The sequence below is a fragment of the Gramella sp. MAR_2010_147 genome, assembly GCF_900105135.1.
Lineage (GTDB): Bacteria > Bacteroidota > Bacteroidia > Flavobacteriales > Flavobacteriaceae > Christiangramia.
In genome coordinates, this window is the sequence record NZ_LT629741.1 from 2010870 (window position 1) to 2029124 (window position 18255).

Here is an 18255-nt window from a genome sequence, read left to right on the forward strand (position 1 = left end):
TTCTATTTTTTTAGAAGTTAACGTTTAAATGAAAATTAACGAACCTTGACATAGGGTAAGGCGTAACCTCAACGTTATTAGCCAGAACGTTGTTACCGAAGTTAGATACTTCAGGATCATAACTGTTATAGTCAAATATATTGATCAGGTTTCTTCCTGACACTCCAACTTTAATGTTAGATGCATATTTGATAAAGTCATTCGGGAGTGTATAAAACAACCCAACCTCTCTTAGTTTCAAGTAACCGGCATCCTCAATAAAAGGACCTGGATTCACAAAAGCCTGACTGGCTCTATACCGCCCATTACTAAGCTCTCCACTTGGGTCCAGATCTGTATCATTATAATCCCAGGTAGTACCAGCAAGATCATATAGTAAGGTAGTTAAATTAATATTATCCCCGCCTTTTTTCCAGTGCCATAAAAATGTAAAATCAAAGTTCCCCACCTTGATTTCGTTATACCAGGACATCTGAAAATCTGGCTCTGCATTTCCATAAACAAAGAATCCGTCACCTTCAGGATCTCTTGCTGCAATTTCTTCTGCAGTAAAGGCATCTGGATCATAAGTACCTACGATTTGCGTTGCACTTTTTCCTTCCTGAATAAGGAATGTTCCCAGACCTGCTGCAAATCCACCATTAGTAAAAGATGGTACATCCAGACTGGTCACTTCAGACTTATTTTTCCACCATTTTAAACTGGCGTTCCATGAAAAATCATCTTTTTCCATCACGATGGCATTTAAGCCCAGTTCAACCCCTTTGTTCTGAAGTTCTCCACCATTTACAACCTCTGTAGTAAACCCAGAAGAAGTTGGGAATTGAGATTGAATTAACAGATCTTCGATTGTTTTATCATAGAATGAAACTGAAAAATCTAGTCTTTTATCAAATAATGCGAAGTCCAGACCATATTCCAATTCTTTTTGTCTCTCTGGTCCAATATTCGAATTTCCTCGCAAATTCGCCGGGCTTAAACCCGATGATCCATCAATAAACTGAGCATCCATTAAAGAAAATCGATCGTTAAAATTCGGGAATCGTCCTGCCTCACCATAGGCTACCCTTGGTTTAAGGACATTTAGAAAATCTATATTCCAGAAATCGAATTCATGAAGGTTAACCGCCAGGTTAGCTTTTGGATAATAATACATTTCGTTTGCATCTCCGTTATTAGTGGATTTATCTCCTCTAATACCCACGGTTCCAATAATCTTGTCATCAAAATTGACTTCTTCCTGAACAAAAAATCCTTTATCCCTTTGCGGCCTGATTACCTGGTTGGTTGAAACATTGGTAGATTGTCCCAGATTGGTTTGAGAACCATTTAATCCTGTCGCAATAGTAATTACTGTATTTCTGTTGAAATCCTGAAGAAAACTACCCGCCTGAGTTGTAAATGCAAGCCCATTATCCAGATCAAGGTTATGAACAAGGAAGGCAGATAAATTGTAATTGGTATTCACAGTACTACCTGATATTGATACACCTCCAAGGGAACTTGGATCCCTGAAATAAGTAAGTCCGCTAGGGAAGATACTTGTAGTTCTTAAGGTATACTGGTCAAATCCGCCTTCTAATACTAATTTTAGTCTTTGGCGATCTGTAGTTAACAGCTTCACATTAGTCTTGGCACTTCCTATAAAACGATTTACTTCTTCCCTGTTCGTGGTTAAAGCTACCGTTTCCAATACGTTAGAACCCGCTCCACCAAAAGGATAAACACCATCTACAGGCGAAAGATCTTCCCATGGGTATGTGAAAGCTAATGCATAACCCACCGTTCTATTGGCATTACCATTATTAAAGAATCCTCTATCTGATTGAGAATTGATATAATTACTGGTTATATAAAGATCCAGCCAATCGTTAAAGCGTTGCCCTATGTTTAGTCTAACGGAACTTTTCTTGTAGCCAGTATTATCAACCAATCCAGGTTCATTTCTATGAGTTGCACCGAAAAAATAATCGGTCTTCTCATTCGCTCCTGAAGTTGAAAAACGTGTTGTGGAAGAAACCACTGTATTGTCAAAAAGCTCTGCCTCATAATCCCTTAATGTTGGATTAGCAGGCCCGCCTAAAGCGGTGATCTGCTCCGGGGTATAGTCTCTTAATCCAAGAAGCTGAGTAGGACTCCTAAGACCTACCACCTGTGAAAATGAAACTTTTGGCTTTCCTAATTTACCTCTCTTTGTGGTAATAAGAACTACCCCTCCAGCAGCCCGTGATCCATAAATGGCCGCAGCTGAGGCACCTTTAAGTATCTCTACGCTTTCAATATCTTGCGGGTCTATGTCCGCAATACGGTTGGAAGCGTCATCCTGATTGGTTGAAGGATTTCCACCTCCTGCAGCTTCACTAACAATATTATTACCTAAACCAATTGAGGAGTTATCCACATACACCCCATCTACTATAAAAAGAGGTTGCTGGTCTCCAAAAATAGAGGTTACACCACGTAAACGCATGGATATACCTCCTCCGGGCGCACCTGAATTTGATTTAATCTCTGCACCATTAAATTTACCTGAAAGAGCTCCGTCCAATCCTGACTGTACTGTAACCCCTGTTAATTCTTCTGCTGAAACTGACGCTACAGCATTAGCGGTATTAGAACGCTTAGTAGAAGAAGCTAATCCGGTAACAACTACTTCGTCTAATGCCGCAGCAGATTCAGAGATCTGGATGGTCATTGGAGAGACGTTTGTCACATTTACCTCCTGGGTTTCAAAACCTAAATATGAAAATACCAGGGTTGTGGGGAGTGATTCTACCGAAATACTATAGTTACCTTCAAAATCACTGGTAGTACCATTGCTTGTTCCTTTCTCGATCACATTTACGAATGGTACCGGCTCGCCGGTTGCTTCGTTGATCGTTTTCCCTTCCAGAACTTCCTGGGAAAGAAGTAATGAAGGACAAAGAAAAAAGAAAATCACTTTGAAGTAACTCAAAGAAAATTGCCTCATAATTGTTAATTTTAGTGTTATATTAACAATATTAAGCATTTTTATTATTGATTTAACAAAAATCGGCGATTAATAATTCAACATTTGTTAATAACTCCAGCGCAGACTTTCGATTAAATGTCGCATATCTGTCTTAAGATACTCTGCAGCAGGGACTATGGAATCGAAATTTGGAAGACTGTTAAAATAAACAGAACCTGTAAGAAAATGATCTGTACTGTCGGTTAAATAGAATTGGGCCTGGGAAGCCGCATTGCCATCTACTTCATAGAAGATTCCGTATGTATTATGTAATTCGTTGGTATACACATCACCTTCAATTACATCGGCTTTAATAGTATGTTGCAACGGCAACTTTTGCGCGTCCATTAAAAGTGAATCAAGATTATTCTTAACGGGCTGGTACGTAATGAATATCACCCCATTCATATCCTTATATTGTAGGTCAATCCAACATGGAACCCGGTTTCTGGACGGTGATATCTCTGCCATTTTATTCATTTCGAAAGAATAAGGACAGCCAATATCTATAGTTTTATATTGTGCTTCTGGATATTCAAGAGCTAAAAAGCCTTTTGGTTTTGGCTGCAAATCCTGCTTACAGGAAATACATAAAAAGAAAATTCCAATACTAGCCAAAATCAATCTTCTCATACGGGAGCGATACTCAATTTTATTTGTTTGATACGTTTATCGTCAATCACCTCTATAATAAACGAATAATTCAAAAAAACAATTTCATCATTCTTTTTAGGAAAACCTCCTGAAATCTCCAGTAAAAATCCAGCCAGCGTATCGGCTTCTCCTTTTTGATCTTCAAAAACTGTAGCATCTTCAATCTTCGCGATCTTGTAAAAATCCTTTAGAGGTGTTTTGCCTTCAAACACAAAATTATTCTCATCAAGCTTTGAGTAGATCAAGTCTTCATCATCAAACTCATCACTAATATCCCCTACAATCTCTTCAATAATATCTTCTAAAGAAATAAGACCACTGGTTCCTCCATACTCATCTACCACGATGGCCAGGTGATTTTTCTTGTTTTTGAAATCATTTAAAAGATCATCCAGCTTCTTGTTCTCAGGCACAAAATAGGGCTCTCTAAGTAGCGTGGTCCAATCGAAATTCTTTTTATTCAAATAAGGCAACAGATCTTTTATATAAAGAATTCCAATCACATTATCTACATTCTCACGGTAGACAGGAATCCTGGAATATCCATTTTCAATAATTTCAGGAAAAATATCATTAAAAGCGCTTTCTTCGTTTAACGCAAATAGATCCATTCTTGGCCGCATTACCTGTTTGGTATCTGTATTACCAAAGCTTACAATCCCCTGAAGTATCTTTTGCTCCTCTCTGGTTGTATCTTCTTCACTGGTAAGCTCCAATGCCTGTGAGAGATGATCTATACTAATAAAAGATCTTTGTTTCCCGAATTTTTCATGCAAATACAAGGTCACAGCCCTCATGGGAGTACTTAAAGGAGAGAAAAAACTATCCAGAAAGTTAATTGGATATGCCATAAAATTGGAAAACTGCACTTTATTCCTGCTTGCATAAACTTTAGGCAGGATCTCACCAAAAAGAAGTATAAGAAAAGTTACCAGCCCCACTTCAAAGAAAAATCGAAGATCAACACCATAGAATTCAGTATTAATTCCTGCAAAAAGATCATCAGCAAGACTGTCAAATAAAAGGACAATCGCAATATTTATGAAATTGTTAGCTACCAAGATGGTTGCTAAAAGCTTCTTAGGCTTTTCCAGTAGATTGATAACAATATTCTGCGTTTTGGATCTTTTCCCGTCTTCAGTAATAAAATTTGCCGGTGTAAGCGAAAAGAAAGCTACTTCTGCTCCAGAAATCAATGCAGAACATAACAATAGTACAAATAAAGAGATGAAACTTATAAGATGGGTAATTCCCATAGTGGTCCACAACAAAAGCAAACTGGGAGGCTCCGAATCCAAGGGCGAAAATTTTAATTAAACTTAGAATGGTAAATCATCTTCCTCTTCTTCCTGAGAGTAAGATTCATTCTTATTTGCAAAGTTATCATTTTTTGGTTTAGCAGCGCTGCCCTCAGTTGTTTGAGGATTGCTTGCAGGCTGAGCTCCAGATTCATTCTTAGGTGTTAAGAAAGTAAATTCTGTACAATGAATCTCGGTAGAATATTTTTCATTTCCAGCGTCATCCTGCCACTTACGTGTTTTAATGCGTCCTTCTATATAAACTTTATCGCCTTTCTTTAAGTATTTCTCGCAAATTTCTGCAGCTTTATTTCGAACCACTACATTATGCCACTCGGTATTAGTTACACGTTCACCGGTAGTACGGTTTGTATAACTTTCATTTGTGGCCAGTGGAAATCTTCCAATGGAACCTCCACCTTCAAAATAATGCATTTTCACGTCATCTCCTGTGTGTCCAATCAACATTACCTTGTTTAATGTACCTGTCATTATTCAACTATTTAGATCCCGATAAATCGGTTATTTGACTTAAAAAATTTATCCTAAAATACTAAAAATTTCTGCCTGTGTAAACAAAAACGTTCAAAGATATAAACAAGGTTCTATTTAAAAGCATCAGGGAGGTATTCATTCAGAAAATTTTCAATTAAAACAGGAACCGGATAATCTGCCACCTTTTTAATATAGACTGAATTATCTGAGGTAGCATTAGAATCTATCAGCCAGAACCTGGTAAATAAATGTTGATGTGAAAGCTTATGAACAATAGGAGTTTCATTGTGAAGTTCAATTTGAATATTTGAATCCGGGACCGATTCTTTAAACGCCTGCAGACCTATTAACTGGTTTTCTTCAAGCAATTCATCAGATTCAATTAATGGAAATTGATATAAACCATTCCATATTCCCTTTCCAGTTCGTTGTTCAAGAATTGTTTTCTCATCCCCCAGATTAAAAACCAGGTAATTGAAATACCTTTTTTTAACCTTGCTTTTTTTCAGTTTAACAGGTAGCTCTTTAATCCTGTCATTTTTTAGCGCAAGACACTTATCATTAAAAGGACAGGTTTCACATTTAGGATTTTGAGGCTTGCAATGCAAAGCTCCAAATTCCATGATCGCCTGGTTGTGAGTAGCCGGATCTTTCGTATTTAGTAATTCCTGAGCAAGTTTTTTAAACTCTTTAATACCTGAAGTACTATTAATAGGAGTGTCTATTTCAAATATTCTTGATAGCACCCTGTACACATTCCCATCTACCACCGCCACAGGTTCATTATAGCATATGGATGCAATGGCACTTGCAGTATAATCGCCAACTCCCTTTAATTTAAGGAGTCCTTTATAAGAATCTGGAAATTTACCATTGAGTTCAAAAGCAACATATTTTGCAGTTTCATGGAGGTTTCGTGCCCGGGAATAATAACCCAGGCCCTGCCAGAGCTTTAGCACTTCATCTAAAGTAGCCCGAGCAAGATCAAAAACTGTTGGATAAGCTTTAATAAATTTTAAAAAATAAGGTAAACCCTGCTCTATTCGTGTTTGCTGAAGCATAATTTCGCTTAGCCATATTTGGTACGGTTCGTGAGTCTTTCTCCATGGCAGATCACGTTTGTTTTGCAAGTACCAATGCATCAGTCTATTGGATAAAACCATAATAATTGAGGAATCTCCGCAATAATAGGAGTTTATTCCGTTATTATTAGTGAATTAGGTTTGAAATATTGCAGATTTAATTCTTATATTTGCCCCCTTGAAAAATTGAAACCCCAATTTATAAATTTAAATAGCACGAAAATGACGAAAGCAGATATCGTAGCAAACATTTCAGAAAAATTAGGAATGGAAAAAGGTGACGTTCAGGCTACTATTGAATCTTTTATGGATGAAGTAAAAACTTCCCTAGAAAGTGGAGATAATGTGTACCTTCGTGGCTTTGGAAGCTTTGTTGTAAAGACAAGAGCTGAAAAAACCGGTAGAAACATTTCTAAGAACACTACTATTAAAATTCCAGCACATAATATTCCAGCTTTTAAGCCTGCGAAGATTTTTGTGGAAGGAGTGAAATCGAATGTTGAGGTAAAATAATTGATCCCCGGCATGGGTCGGGCTTCAAAAGAAATAATTATTAATTTAAATGACATTGCACTATGCCAAGTGGTAAAAAAAGAAAAAGACATAAGGTGGCTACGCACAAGCGTAAGAAAAGAAGAAGAGCAAATCGCCACAAGAAAAAGTAGTGTGATCACTACTTTTTTTATTTAATCGTTCTTTGAAATCGAAACCCCCGACAGTTTACCTATGTCGATGAGGTTTCTTCAGGATTCAAAACCTGTGAAAAAAATAATGTTTAATCCATCTATGTTTGTTTTATGACAGATATGGATAAAAAATCTGGAAGTGTGGACAAAGAATTAATTATCCGGTCCGAACCTTCTGCTGTAGATTTTGCCTTATTAAAAGATGGAAAACTTGTTGAACTCAACAAGGAAGAGGACAGTAACAAATTTAATGTTGGAGATATTTATATCGCCAAAATTAGAAAATCTGTTCCTGGGTTAAATGCCGCATTTGTAAATGTTGGCTATGAAAAAGATGGTTTTTTACACTATCATGATCTGGGACCCCAGGTATCTTCTTTATTGAAGTTCATAAAACGTGTAAGCACAGGTAAATTAAAAGATTATTCTTTAAAGAATTTTACTTTTGAAAAGGATATAGACAAAAACGGCTCTATTGCCGATGTCTTAAAATCAAATCAGTCGCTACTGGTTCAAATCGTAAAAGAACCTATCTCTACTAAAGGTCCCAGGATAAGCTCAGAGCTATCCTTACCTGGCCGATATATTGTATTGGTCCCTTTTTCAAACCGAATTTCAGTTTCTCAAAAAATTGAAAGCAAAGATGAAAAGGAACGTTTAAAGAGACTGGTAAAAAGCATTAAACCCAAAGGTTTTGGGGTTATTGTAAGAACCGTAGCCGAAGGCAAAAAAGTAGCAGAACTGGACAGAGATCTCCAAAATTTAGTAGGTCGCTGGACAGCCATGTGTAAAAAACTGTATAAACCACATCATCCTTCTAAAGTACTGGGAGAATTGAACAGGGCTTCGTCCCTGTTAAGAGACATTTTTAATGACTCCTTTACTTCTATAGTCGTAGACGATGAAACACTTTATACCCAAATTAAAGATTATGTGAGCGAAATTGCTCCAGAAAAAGAATCAATCGTAAAATTGCATCAATCCAATCAACCCATTTTTGAAAAAAGTGGTATCGAAAGACAAATAAAAACTTCCTTTGGGCGCACCGTTTCCATGAGTAAAGGCGCCTACCTGGTTATAGAACATACTGAAGCCATGCACGTTGTAGACGTAAATAGCGGAAACCGTTCTAATAAATCTAAGAATCAGGAAGATACCGCACTGGAGGTAAATATGATTAGCGCTACTGAAATAGCCCGACAGTTACGACTTCGTGACATGGGAGGAATTATCGTAGTAGACTTCATAGACATGAATAAAGCGGAGAATAGAAAAACGCTTTATGACCACCTCAGGAATGAAATGAGTGACGACAGGGCGAAACATAAAATTTTGCCTCCAAGTAAGTTTGGATTAGTACAAATTACGAGACAGCGCGTAAGGCCAGAAATGAACATCAAAACCCGTGAGGAAAATCCTAACGGAAATGGTGAAATTGAAGCACCAATAAGTTTGGTGAACAAGATAAAAGTGGACCTTGAAAAACTGATCAAGAAAGAACATAAAAAGATCACGCTTAGCGCACATCCATTTATTGCAGCATTTTTAACGAAAGGCTTTCCATCTCCCCGATCTAAGTGGTTTGTAGACCACAAACGTTGGGTGAAAATTTTACCTCGCGATGCTTACACGTATTTAGAGTACCACTTTCACGATAAAGACGGGAAAGTGATCAAATAATAAGAAACGCCTTTCATTAATTTGGAAGGCGTTTTTTTTGTGCATTTTTTTCATTTAACTCATTTGAGATCAAGATTTAATGCAATTGGAAGACTTTATTTCACTTTAATATATAAGCAACAAATCTTTAGTAGTGCTTTAACTTAAGAACCTATTTTTCAGGATTAGATTTAGACTTTATTAACCAATAAATATAAAATCATGAAAGATTTAAAAGAATTATTCGAGCATCAGTTAAAGGATCTTTATAGTGCAGAAAATCAGCTTATCAAAGCATTACCAAAAATGGTAAAGAATGCGCATGATAAAAAACTTAAAGAGGCATTTGAAGGACATCTGGAAGAAACCAGGGAGCATAAAGAAAGATTAAGTGAGATTTGTAAGGAATTAGGCATTAAACCAACCGGTGAAACCTGTAAGGCCATGAAAGGACTTATTGAAGAGGCCGAAGATTTTCTTAAAGAAGACGCTTCTGAAGAAGTACGTGATGCAGGTCTTATCGCAGACGCACAACGAGTGGAGCATTATGAAATTTCTGGATACGGCACCGTGGTTAGATATGCCAAAGAATTAGGGCATAAAGACATCGCCAGGAAACTTCAGAAAACCCTGGATGAGGAATATAATGCTGATAATAAGCTTGACAAATTAGCTGAAAGTAGATTAAACAAGAAAGCAAAGTAGAACAGCTATTAGTAGTAAACTGCATATCAAAGCCTTCCTAAATGGGAGGCTTTTTTTTCCGGGTTAAAATTGCCTATCCATATACCCTCCTGAATAATCTCCAAAATTCTATATTTGAAACATGAGAACGTATTCTATTATTGTGAGTATTATTACCCTCATCTTTGGATTCACATTTTATGGGGAGAATCTCACGATCAACATTCACGATACTTATTATATCATTGCTGCAGAAGTGGTTTGCTTCTCCATCTGGCTGCTTTGTACGATTATCTTTCAGCTCATCAATCTAAAGAATTACCTGTCTAAAAATGCAGCCTAACCAGAAAACTTATACGGTAGAAGAAGCGCTTCAAAAGCTGATGCACTATTGCGCCTATCGCGACAGGTCTCAAAAAGAAGTTGAAGACAAACTTACCCAGATGAAAATGATCCCGGAGGCAAAAGAAAAGATCATTATTTCCCTGATGCAGGAGAATTTTCTAAACGAAGAAAGATTTGCCCGTAGTTTTGTTCGTGGAAAATTCAGAATTAAAAAATGGGGACGTATTAAAATTATTCAGGAACTTAAGAAAAAGGATATTTCCTCACCCATCATTAAATTAGGGTTATCAGAAATCAAGGAATTAGATTATCAAAACACTCTTTATGAGCTGGCAGAGAAGAAAGCAGAAAAGATCTTAGAAGCCAATTCATTCAAAAAGAAAAAAATACTAGTTGATCATTTACTTCGCAAAGGCTATGAATCTTCTCTTGTATTTAACTGTGTGAATGAGATCATAGACTAATATCGTTCTTTCTATGGGTTCGTTTAACGGCCTGCTCATTCTTATAATCTATCCATTTCTGTCCTCTTAGCTTACGCATGTAGTTATCAAAATGTCTCATAAACACAAGATTATAGACTGCCTTGGAAAAGTTGGTGAGGGTACGCGGAGTAGCTCTTAAGCTCATTGAAAAGCCTGCGGTAAGATACGTCATATGATGCCAGTAACCTTCAGGCATATACAATGTCTCTCCATGATTTAATTCTGTCACATAACCTTTTGCCTTCTTCAATACGGGAAACTTATCAAAGTCGGGATTTGCGAAATTAATATCCTCTCTGGCTATAAGGGCATGCGGGACCTTATACAAATACTTACTTTCTGAAGGTGGGAATAATATACATTGCTTTTTTCCGTGAAAATGAAAATGAAGAATATTAGCATAATCTATATCATAATGCATAAAAACCTTCGAATTCTCCCCACCAAAAAACAACATGGGTAATTGTTTTAAAAAACGAAGTCCTGCATTGGGAAACCTGAAATCTTTCTGGAGGCTGGGCACTTCCTTCATTAAATGGTAAAGAAAGATGCGATAGTTTGTTGGTCCTGCTTTTAAAAGATCAATGTATTCGCTCATTTTCATTTTTTCATGAGCTTCATTGAATTTATATTTTGAGGAAATTGGGCGATTATCATATAGCGGAACTATTTTATCCCCTGCAACATCCTTGATATAATCCAGGTTCCATTTCTCGTATGCCGGCCAGTCATCAATAAATCTTTCAATAACCACTGGTTTTTGAGGCTGTACGTAATCCCTTAGAAAATCTGATTTTGATATTCTTTCAACTCTGGGTATTTGCTCAAGGTTCATTTTTGCTTGCTTCATTCTTCTATCCCAACATTTCTATTACTTCTTTTAATTGCCACCCGGTTTTTATAATCTATCCACTCCTGCCCCCTCAGTTTTCTCATCAAATTATCATAATTACGTACAAACAATAAATTTTTAAGCACTTCTGCAATTTTTTTCGGTGATTTTGGCAACGATCTTAAAGTTAAGGATAAACTAGGAGTTTCATATTTAATAAAATGCCACCAGCGACTGGGAATATACAAAGCATCTCCATGTCGCAATCTCGCTTCAAAACCTTTTGCTTTTGCCAGAGCCGGATATTTCTCAAAATCTGGATCATCCATATCTATAATTTCCATACTTACAATGGAATAGGGAACCTTGTAAAGAAATCGCGTTTGATCTGGTGGGTAAAGAATCACCTTTTTTTCTCCTATAAAATTAAAATGAAAGTTATTTGCAAGATCCATATCATAATGCATCACCACTTTAGCGCCTTCGCCACCAACAAACAGCACAGGTAGTTTCTTAAAAAACTTTACACCAAGATCTGGATATTTAAAATCACTAACAAGATCAGGGCAATTTTGAAGAAGGTTAAAGAAAAACATTCTTAGATCTGTGGGACCTTTGTGAAGAATATCAATATACTTCTTAAAAGGTACTTTCATAGCCACCCCGTGAGAACTCTGCTTTCCCTTTGCAGGTTTACCATCATACAATGGCACAACAATATCACCTGCTTTTTCCCTAAAATAATCGAAATCCCACTTTCTATAAGCAGGCCAGGTTTCCGTAATATCTTCAATTATTACAGGCTTCTTTGGTATAAAATATTCCCGGAGAAAATCTTCTTTTGAAAGATTCTTTCTTCTGGGAATATTTTGAAGATCCAGTTTCAATTATATAGTATTAAAAACTACGCCTTAGTCCTGGCTTTTTGTTGAGCCTCCAGATTTCTTTCAATTTTATGTTCAGGACGTGACCATTTAGGTTTCTCTCCCTGCGACTGATATTTTGATTTTTCTGCAGCGACACTTTCCGGTTGAGACTTTTTTTCAAAGGCTTTTTGAGGATTCAGCCCCAGTATTTTGAACATTTCCATATCTTCATTTACATCAGGATTTGGAGTTGTTAGCAGTTTATCTCCTGCAAAAATAGAATTGGCTCCTGCAAAGAAACACATTGCCTGTCCTTCTCTACTCATTTGAGTTCTTCCTGCAGAAAGTCTCACCTGGGTCTCTGGCATCACAATTCTGGTAGTAGCAACCATTCGTATCATCTCCCAAATTGGCACAGGTTCCTGTTCTTCCATCGGCGTTCCTTCCACCGGCACTAAAGCATTGATCGGTACAGATTCAGGCTGCGGATTCAAAGTTGAAAGTGCTACCAACATCCCTGCCCGGTCTGCTTCGCTTTCTCCCATTCCTATAATTCCACCGCTACAAACAGTCACATTCGTTTTTCTCACATTCCCAATAGTATCCAGTCTATCCTGATATCCTCTTGTAGAAATTACTTCTTTATAATATTCTTCTGAAGAATCGAGATTATGATTATAAGCATACAATCCTGCCTCTGCCAATCGCTCTGCCTGATTTTCAGTAAGCATTCCCAGCGTACAGCAAACCTCCATATCCAGTTTATTGATAGTTCGCACCATCTCCAGTACGTTATCAAATTCTTCACCGTCTTTTACATTTCTCCAGGCAGCGCCCATGCAAACACGGGAACTTCCAGAAGCTTTTGCTCTTAAAGCCTGTGCTTTTACCTGATTAACACTCATAAGGTCATTCCCTTCAAGATCTGTATGATAACGGGCTGCCTGGGGGCAATATCCGCAATCTTCAGGACACCCTCCTGTTTTAATAGAAAGCAGGGTAGAAACCTGAACGGTATTAGGGTCATGATGTTGACGGTGAACAGACGCTGCTTCATAAAGCAACTCCATAAAAGGCTTATTATATATCTCTAGAATTTCTTCTTTGGTCCAGTCGTGTTTAATTGCCATGTAATTAGATTTGAATTCAAAAATAATGAAAACTAAGGTTTAATAAGGAAAGCTCCTATAGATTTATAATTTTGGAAGCTAACAATTTCTAATTTCTTCCAATCAGGATGGAAACTGCATTCCCCCCAAAACCTACAGAGTTCACTAATATATTCTCTATTTTATCTGGTTGTTGTTTAAATTCTGAAAAAGGAACCGGTAAAAACTGCTGCTTTTGAAGCATTAAAATCGCCATTTGAAGGCTCAATATCCCCGAAGCTGCAAAGCTATGCCCTGTTTTCCACTTATTGCTTGTAATTGCAGGTAATTTACCTAAAAACACCTTTTTTACCGCATTTACTTCTGAAAGATCCCCTCCTATCGTTCCCGGGGCGTGCATCACCACAACATCTATCTCTTTTTCCGTGATGTCCCCCATCGCCATTTTCATAGACTTCTGAAGGCATTTGCCATTTTTTGAAAGCGATGCGCCATGTTTTAGTTTTTCATTCGCAAAACCAATTCCTTTGATACTTGCCAAAGTACCTAAATCTTCATTTGCACTTAAAGTAACAATGCCGGCGCCTTCGCTTAAGATCATGGAGTTTCTTGATTTATCCATATCCAGTGAGCGACATGGAAAATCAATATTTTCAGTAGCATAGATCTTCATTGCCTTCATTTGCGCCAGGGTAAAACCGGTGAGCGGGGCTTCGCTTCCGCCAGCCAGAAAATTGTTTGCCATTCCACTTTGTATCCATGCGATGGCATTTAAAATAGAATGCATTCCGGTAGAACAGGTGACACTATGCGAAAATTCAGGTCCGTTAATTTGTAAGTCCTGCGCTACCCATGATGATATATTTCCAAGAGTTGTAGATGGTGAACTATAAGTAGAAGCTCTGCCGGTTTGAAGGTATTCTTCATGATATTTTTCGAAAAGCCTGGTCGCCCCTCTACTGCTACCTATATTAATACCCGCATTATTATTAGAAAGGCTTAAATCTTTAACAGCATCTCTTCCTGCCAATATTGCGTAAAGTACCGACTCATCCAGGTGACGATATTTAGAATTTTCATTTCTTAATTGAGCTACATCCTTCTGAATTGCTTCCGGCAAATTTCCCATCCAGGAAGCATCTCTACCTGCTCCTCTTAAATGAAAAAAATGATCATCTGAAAGGTAGTTTTTCCAGATCTCTTCAGAAGTTTTCCCTAAAGGAGAAATAGTGCCGATTGAGCTTATTGAAATCGGATTTTTCAAAGGCTTAATTTTTTAGCAAAAATAAGGCTGAATTGGCGACTTGCTAAATTTACCAGGATTAAATTCTGCTTTTCTCAGGTTGAAAATAGAGGTTTTTGGTGGAGGGCATTTTTTTCTTTCCGCTAGCTACCTGCTTAATTTCAGTTCTCACCTCTTCTGAAAGTAGATCTAACAACGGCTGTTCTAATTTTTCAATTACAGGAAATAAAGGCTCCAGTTGTTTATCCCACTGTTTATAAAATTTGGGGATATCATCTGGAAATACTGTTTTTCTAACAACCCCTTCATCTTCAGGAACGAAAGATTCAGATAAATTCAAATAACCATAATCATCGGTAAGCTCTTCATTTATAAGAATATCTCTTACAGCTACTTCAAAATTATAAGCCGTAGACAGGCAGTTGGACTTAAAACTATGATTGATATATTTTGCAATATCCCAACATAGAATATGCTCTCCCTTGCTATTTCGAAAACTATATTTTTCTAATTGCTCTCTGGCAGCAGACTTAAAATTTTCGGGTTCTTCAGGTTGAAACACCCTATCCAGTTCATCCTGCACCCAGGTAATAGTCCCCTTCGGAATAAACCGCGTCGCAACAACGCCAAAACCCTTTTGATCATTGATCCATTTCAATCTCGTATAAGGATGCATCATAATATTCAGATTAACCTATCTAAATTAGATAAAAAATGAATCGAATTTTCAAAATATCATTACGGTTCCAATTTTTTTTAGAAAACTGATAATGAATCCTCTATAACCGAATATACTCTCTGTAGCTCTTTCTCTGAAATCACATAGGGCGGTAGGATATAAATAGTATTTCCCAATGGACGAAGAAATACACCATTATCCATAAAAAATTTAAAAAGTTGATTTCTAAGACCTCCGTAACGATCGGTTTGCACATCCAGTTCAAAGGCAAAGATCACCCCCATACTTCTTGCATTTGTTACTTTTGGGTGTGCATTCAATTTAGTTACAAAATCAATATTAGCTTTGGTGATATTTTGAATATTTACCTGCATCTCTTCAGAAACCAATAGTTCCACACCAGCTAAAGCCGCTGCACAAGCTAAGGGATTCGCAGTATAGGTATGGCCGTGAAATAATCCTTTGGCGATATCTTCAGAATAAAAAGCATCATAAATCTTTTGAGAACATGAAGTAAGCCCCATTGGTAGCAAACCTGCGGTTAATGCTTTAGACATACAAACCACATCGGGTTTTTCCTCCATATAGTCTGAAGCGAAATATTTCCCTGTCTTACCAAAACCTGTCATCACCTCATCTGCTACTCTCACAATATCATTTTCCCTACATATCTTTAAAATTTCATTCAAACCATCGGCATCATGAAATTTCATAGCCGCAGCACCCTGGATTAAAGGTTCGTAAATAAAACCGGCGATATGATGATCTTCTATAAGTTCTTTTAAAGTGGAAATAACTTCTTCATTATTTTCACCTGTAGGTACAGGAATTCGTTCTACCCTGATAAAATGATCTTTAAAAGCTCCATTATAAACAGATAAACCAGAAACCGACATGGCGCCAAAAGTATCGCCATGGAAACCTTCTTCAAAAGCCAGCATCACTTTACGGTCATTCCCAAGATTATGATGATATTGCAACGCCATTTTGATCCCGATCTCGGTTGCCGTAGAACCGTTGTCATTGAAAAATAGTTTTTGCTGACCTGCTGGCAATATCTCAATTAAAGCTTCAGAAAGTTCTATTGCAGGTCTATGCGTGAATCCGCTAAAAACCACCTGATCCAGGTTTTGCATTTGTGCAGCGACCTTGGTGGTGATATATTCGTTACAATGTCCATATACAGCCGTGTACCACGAAGAAATCCCGTCTATATATTCTTTCCCATCTTCATCAGTTAGAATACAGCCCTTGGCTTTTTTTATAGGCAACATTCCAACACTCGTTTTATGTTGCGTTAAAGGGTGCCATAAATGCTTTTTATCCCTTTCTTCCAGGCTCTCTTTCTCCACTTCTATATCTCGCATAGTCTCTTTCTAAATTTTCCGGCATATTCTTTCACTACCATTTCATCAAAATAGGGTTCTTCTTCAATACGGCCAATTACCTCTATTTTTCCAAGTTTTTTAATAGCATCTTCAGTAGTAGTATGCTCATTTCCGCTGAAAATGATCGCTATGTTGGTAATTCCCCTGCTTTTTAATGCCTCAATACTTAGCAACGTATGATTGATACTTCCCAAGTAATGTCTGGAAACAAGGATCACAACATCTTCTTTGGAAATTAGATCTGCGATGACTTCCTTATTATTAAGTGGCACCATCAATCCGCCCGCACCTTCAATTACCAGATCTTTTTCAGTAACCGGTCTTTTTATCTTTTTTAGATCGATCTCAATTCCATCAATTTCCGCAGCTGCATTCGGACTCATTGGCGTATTCAACGCATAAGAATTATCAAAAAAATGAGAATCGGTGTCACTAACCAGCTTCTTTACTTTATGGGAGTCAGAATTCTTAAGATCTCCTGCCTGTATCGGCTTCCAGTAATCTGCACCCATTGCTTCGGTCACGATTGCAGAGGCGATGGTTTTTCCTACTTCAGTTCCAATTCCGGTAATAAAAAATGTCTTCGGCATTATTGATTATTTGCCACAAAATTACCCAAGACTTTTAAGACCTCCGATATTTCTTCAGGAGAATTATAAGAATGAATACAAAATCTTAGTCTTTCGCTTCCTTGCGGGACTGTTGGTGACAGAATAGGCTTTACATTAAAACCTTTATTATGAAGCTCTGATGCTACTTTTTTCACATTTGTATTTCCTGAAATAATACAGGCCTGTATCGCAGAATCGCTATTAACGAATAAATTCTGAAGTTCGTTTTTAATGATCTCAGCTTTGAAATGCTCAATATTCTTCTTCAGTTTACTCAAAGTGGCCTGGTCACTTTCCAAATATCGATAAGCAGCAATAACGGTAGCAACCGTATGTGGTGGCAGGGCAGTAGTGTAAATTAAGCTGCGGGAAAAGTTTATTAAATATTCTTTTAAAGCTGTGCTTCCAAGAATAGCAGCTCCATGGCAACCTATGGCTTTCCCAAAAGTATGGATACGAGCAAAGACCCTTTTCTCTAATTTCAAGTGCTGCACCAGGCCCTCTCCTTTATCACCGATAACCCCGGTAGCATGAGCTTCATCAATGATCAAATGTGCGTTATAATTCTCAGTAATATCCAGCATAGATTTGAGGTCTGGAGAATCACCGTCCATGGAGAAAACAGATTCGGTCACAATATAGATCTCAGAACTATCGCCTTTTGAGGTTAAACGCTCTAGTTTATTTTGTAGATCTTCAAGATCATTATGATAAAATTTATACTTTTTAGCCAGGCTCATATTAAGACCATCCCTTATGGAAGCATGGGAATACGCATCATAAAAGACGACATCTTCTTTCTGTAAAATGGCCGAAAAGAAACCAACATTCGCATCATATCCAGAATTGAATATCAATGCAGCCTGAGAATTATGAAAACTTGCCAGCTGATTTTCTAATTTTTTAAAAAGCGGGTGATTCCCAGATAGCAGCCTGGAGCCTGTAGAACCATTAAAAGTTCCATACTCCTTCATTATTTTCACAGTATTTTCTGCTATAATTTCAGAATGGCAAAAACCCAGATAATCATTAGAAAAGAAATCTACTCCCTTTGAAAATGATAATAATTCCCTAAAAGAATCCTCTTCCTTTCTCTTTTGGAGTCTTTTATCTAATTTTAAAGGTAGTTTTTTCATTGTACTAAAAT

The 18255-nt window shown here is 37.3% G+C and carries 18 protein-coding genes; 5 read left to right on the top strand and 13 right to left on the bottom strand.

Going from position 1 to position 18255, the window contains the following annotated elements:
- Positions 1 to 10: 10 nt before the first annotated feature.
- The 5 genes from BLT95_RS09070 to mutY form a co-directional block, all read right to left on the bottom strand.
- Positions 11 to 2971 (bottom strand): SusC/RagA family TonB-linked outer membrane protein, encoded by a 2961-nt coding sequence (locus tag BLT95_RS09070; protein ID WP_231896350.1) that lies wholly within the window; start codon positions 2969 to 2971, stop codon positions 11 to 13.
- Between the two features lie 87 nt (positions 2972 to 3058).
- The gene (gene gldD, locus BLT95_RS09075) at positions 3059 to 3625 is read right to left on the bottom strand and encodes a gliding motility lipoprotein GldD (protein WP_089665776.1); all 567 of its coding nucleotides are present in this window, start codon (positions 3623 to 3625) and stop codon (positions 3059 to 3061) included.
- Complete coding sequence (locus BLT95_RS09080; protein ID WP_089665777.1) at positions 3622 to 4944, bottom strand: gliding motility-associated protein GldE; 1323 nt, start codon at positions 4942 to 4944, stop codon at positions 3622 to 3624. Before BLT95_RS09080 ends, gldD begins: the two co-directional genes overlap by 4 nt.
- 21 nt (positions 4945 to 4965) lie before the next feature.
- Positions 4966 to 5436 (bottom strand): single-stranded DNA-binding protein, encoded by a 471-nt coding sequence (gene ssb, locus BLT95_RS09085; RefSeq protein WP_089665778.1) that lies wholly within the window; start codon positions 5434 to 5436, stop codon positions 4966 to 4968.
- Positions 5437 to 5549: 113 nt separating this feature from the next.
- A complete protein-coding gene (mutY, locus tag BLT95_RS09090; RefSeq protein ID WP_089665779.1) occupies positions 5550 to 6602 on the bottom strand; it encodes an A/G-specific adenine glycosylase in 1053 nt (350 codons plus the stop codon).
- Between the two features lie 141 nt (positions 6603 to 6743).
- On the opposite strand from mutY, the gene BLT95_RS09095 reads away from it, so the two are divergent.
- The 5 genes from BLT95_RS09095 to BLT95_RS09115 all read left to right on the top strand — a co-directional run bounded on the left by BLT95_RS09095 (position 6744) and on the right by BLT95_RS09115 (position 10359).
- A complete protein-coding gene (locus tag BLT95_RS09095; protein WP_011711414.1) occupies positions 6744 to 7034 on the top strand; it encodes an HU family DNA-binding protein in 291 nt (96 codons plus the stop codon).
- 314 nt (positions 7035 to 7348) lie between these two features.
- The gene (locus BLT95_RS09100) at positions 7349 to 8887 is read left to right on the top strand and encodes an Rne/Rng family ribonuclease (protein WP_089666893.1); all 1539 of its coding nucleotides are present in this window, start codon (positions 7349 to 7351) and stop codon (positions 8885 to 8887) included.
- 201 nt (positions 8888 to 9088) lie between these two features.
- A complete protein-coding gene (locus BLT95_RS09105; RefSeq protein WP_089665780.1) occupies positions 9089 to 9571 on the top strand; it encodes a ferritin-like domain-containing protein in 483 nt (160 codons plus the stop codon).
- A 121-nt stretch (positions 9572 to 9692) separates the two neighbouring features.
- Positions 9693 to 9893, top strand: coding sequence for a hypothetical protein (locus BLT95_RS09110; protein WP_089665781.1), 201 nt, complete (start codon positions 9693 to 9695; stop codon positions 9891 to 9893).
- Positions 9883 to 10359: a regulatory protein RecX gene (locus tag BLT95_RS09115; RefSeq protein WP_089665782.1), complete on the top strand. Its 477-nt coding sequence runs from the start codon at positions 9883 to 9885 to the stop codon at positions 10357 to 10359. Before BLT95_RS09110 ends, BLT95_RS09115 begins: the two co-directional genes overlap by 11 nt.
- On the opposite strand, the gene BLT95_RS09120 is transcribed toward BLT95_RS09115, so the two are convergent.
- The 8 genes from BLT95_RS09120 to BLT95_RS09155 form a co-directional block, all read right to left on the bottom strand.
- A complete protein-coding gene (locus BLT95_RS09120) occupies positions 10349 to 11230 on the bottom strand; it encodes a cupin-like domain-containing protein (protein ID WP_089665783.1) in 882 nt (293 codons plus the stop codon). The genes BLT95_RS09115 and BLT95_RS09120 overlap by 11 nt on opposite strands.
- Positions 11227 to 12099, bottom strand: coding sequence for a cupin-like domain-containing protein (locus tag BLT95_RS09125; RefSeq protein WP_089665784.1), 873 nt, complete (start codon positions 12097 to 12099; stop codon positions 11227 to 11229). Before BLT95_RS09125 ends, BLT95_RS09120 begins: the two co-directional genes overlap by 4 nt.
- A 17-nt stretch (positions 12100 to 12116) precedes the next feature.
- Entirely contained in the window at positions 12117 to 13208 is a 1092-nt protein-coding gene (gene bioB, locus BLT95_RS09130; protein WP_089665785.1) for a biotin synthase BioB, read from the bottom strand.
- A gap of 88 nt (positions 13209 to 13296) precedes the next feature.
- Positions 13297 to 14451, bottom strand: a complete 1155-nt coding sequence (locus tag BLT95_RS09135) for a beta-ketoacyl synthase N-terminal-like domain-containing protein (RefSeq protein WP_089665786.1) — start codon at positions 14449 to 14451, stop codon at positions 13297 to 13299.
- Positions 14452 to 14509: 58 nt separating this feature from the next.
- Positions 14510 to 15109 (bottom strand): SET domain-containing protein, encoded by a 600-nt coding sequence (locus BLT95_RS09140; protein WP_089665787.1) that lies wholly within the window; start codon positions 15107 to 15109, stop codon positions 14510 to 14512.
- A 77-nt stretch (positions 15110 to 15186) separates the two neighbouring features.
- The gene (gene bioA, locus BLT95_RS09145) at positions 15187 to 16476 is read right to left on the bottom strand and encodes an adenosylmethionine--8-amino-7-oxononanoate transaminase (protein ID WP_089665788.1); all 1290 of its coding nucleotides are present in this window, start codon (positions 16474 to 16476) and stop codon (positions 15187 to 15189) included.
- Positions 16464 to 17087 (bottom strand): dethiobiotin synthase, encoded by a 624-nt coding sequence (bioD, locus tag BLT95_RS09150; protein WP_089665789.1) that lies wholly within the window; start codon positions 17085 to 17087, stop codon positions 16464 to 16466. Before bioD ends, bioA begins: the two co-directional genes overlap by 13 nt.
- Positions 17087 to 18244: a pyridoxal phosphate-dependent aminotransferase family protein gene (locus BLT95_RS09155; protein ID WP_089665790.1), complete on the bottom strand. Its 1158-nt coding sequence runs from the start codon at positions 18242 to 18244 to the stop codon at positions 17087 to 17089. Before BLT95_RS09155 ends, bioD begins: the two co-directional genes overlap by 1 nt.
- Between the last annotated feature and the right edge of the window lie 11 nt (positions 18245 to 18255).

Coding starts and splice junctions, on each gene's coding strand:
- BLT95_RS09120 (WP_089665783.1), bottom strand. CDS start 11,230: ATGAAGCAAGCAAAAATGAACCTTGAGCAAATACCCAGAGTTGAAAGA.
- BLT95_RS09105 (WP_089665780.1), top strand. CDS start 9,089: ATGAAAGATTTAAAAGAATTATTCGAGCATCAGTTAAAGGATCTTTAT.
- ssb (WP_089665778.1), bottom strand. CDS start 5,436: ATGACAGGTACATTAAACAAGGTAATGTTGATTGGACACACAGGAGAT.
- BLT95_RS09095 (WP_011711414.1), top strand. CDS start 6,744: ATGACGAAAGCAGATATCGTAGCAAACATTTCAGAAAAATTAGGAATG.
- mutY (WP_089665779.1), bottom strand. CDS start 6,602: ATGGTTTTATCCAATAGACTGATGCATTGGTACTTGCAAAACAAACGT.
- BLT95_RS09140 (WP_089665787.1), bottom strand. CDS start 15,109: ATGATGCATCCTTATACGAGATTGAAATGGATCAATGATCAAAAGGGT.
- BLT95_RS09115 (WP_089665782.1), top strand. CDS start 9,883: ATGCAGCCTAACCAGAAAACTTATACGGTAGAAGAAGCGCTTCAAAAG.
- bioD (WP_089665789.1), bottom strand. CDS start 17,087: ATGCCGAAGACATTTTTTATTACCGGAATTGGAACTGAAGTAGGAAAA.
- BLT95_RS09155 (WP_089665790.1), bottom strand. CDS start 18,244: ATGAAAAAACTACCTTTAAAATTAGATAAAAGACTCCAAAAGAGAAAG.
- BLT95_RS09110 (WP_089665781.1), top strand. CDS start 9,693: ATGAGAACGTATTCTATTATTGTGAGTATTATTACCCTCATCTTTGGA.
- BLT95_RS09070 (WP_231896350.1), bottom strand. CDS start 2,971: ATGAGGCAATTTTCTTTGAGTTACTTCAAAGTGATTTTCTTTTTTCTT.
- bioA (WP_089665788.1), bottom strand. CDS start 16,476: ATGCGAGATATAGAAGTGGAGAAAGAGAGCCTGGAAGAAAGGGATAAA.
- bioB (WP_089665785.1), bottom strand. CDS start 13,208: ATGGCAATTAAACACGACTGGACCAAAGAAGAAATTCTAGAGATATAT.
- gldD (WP_089665776.1), bottom strand. CDS start 3,625: ATGAGAAGATTGATTTTGGCTAGTATTGGAATTTTCTTTTTATGTATT.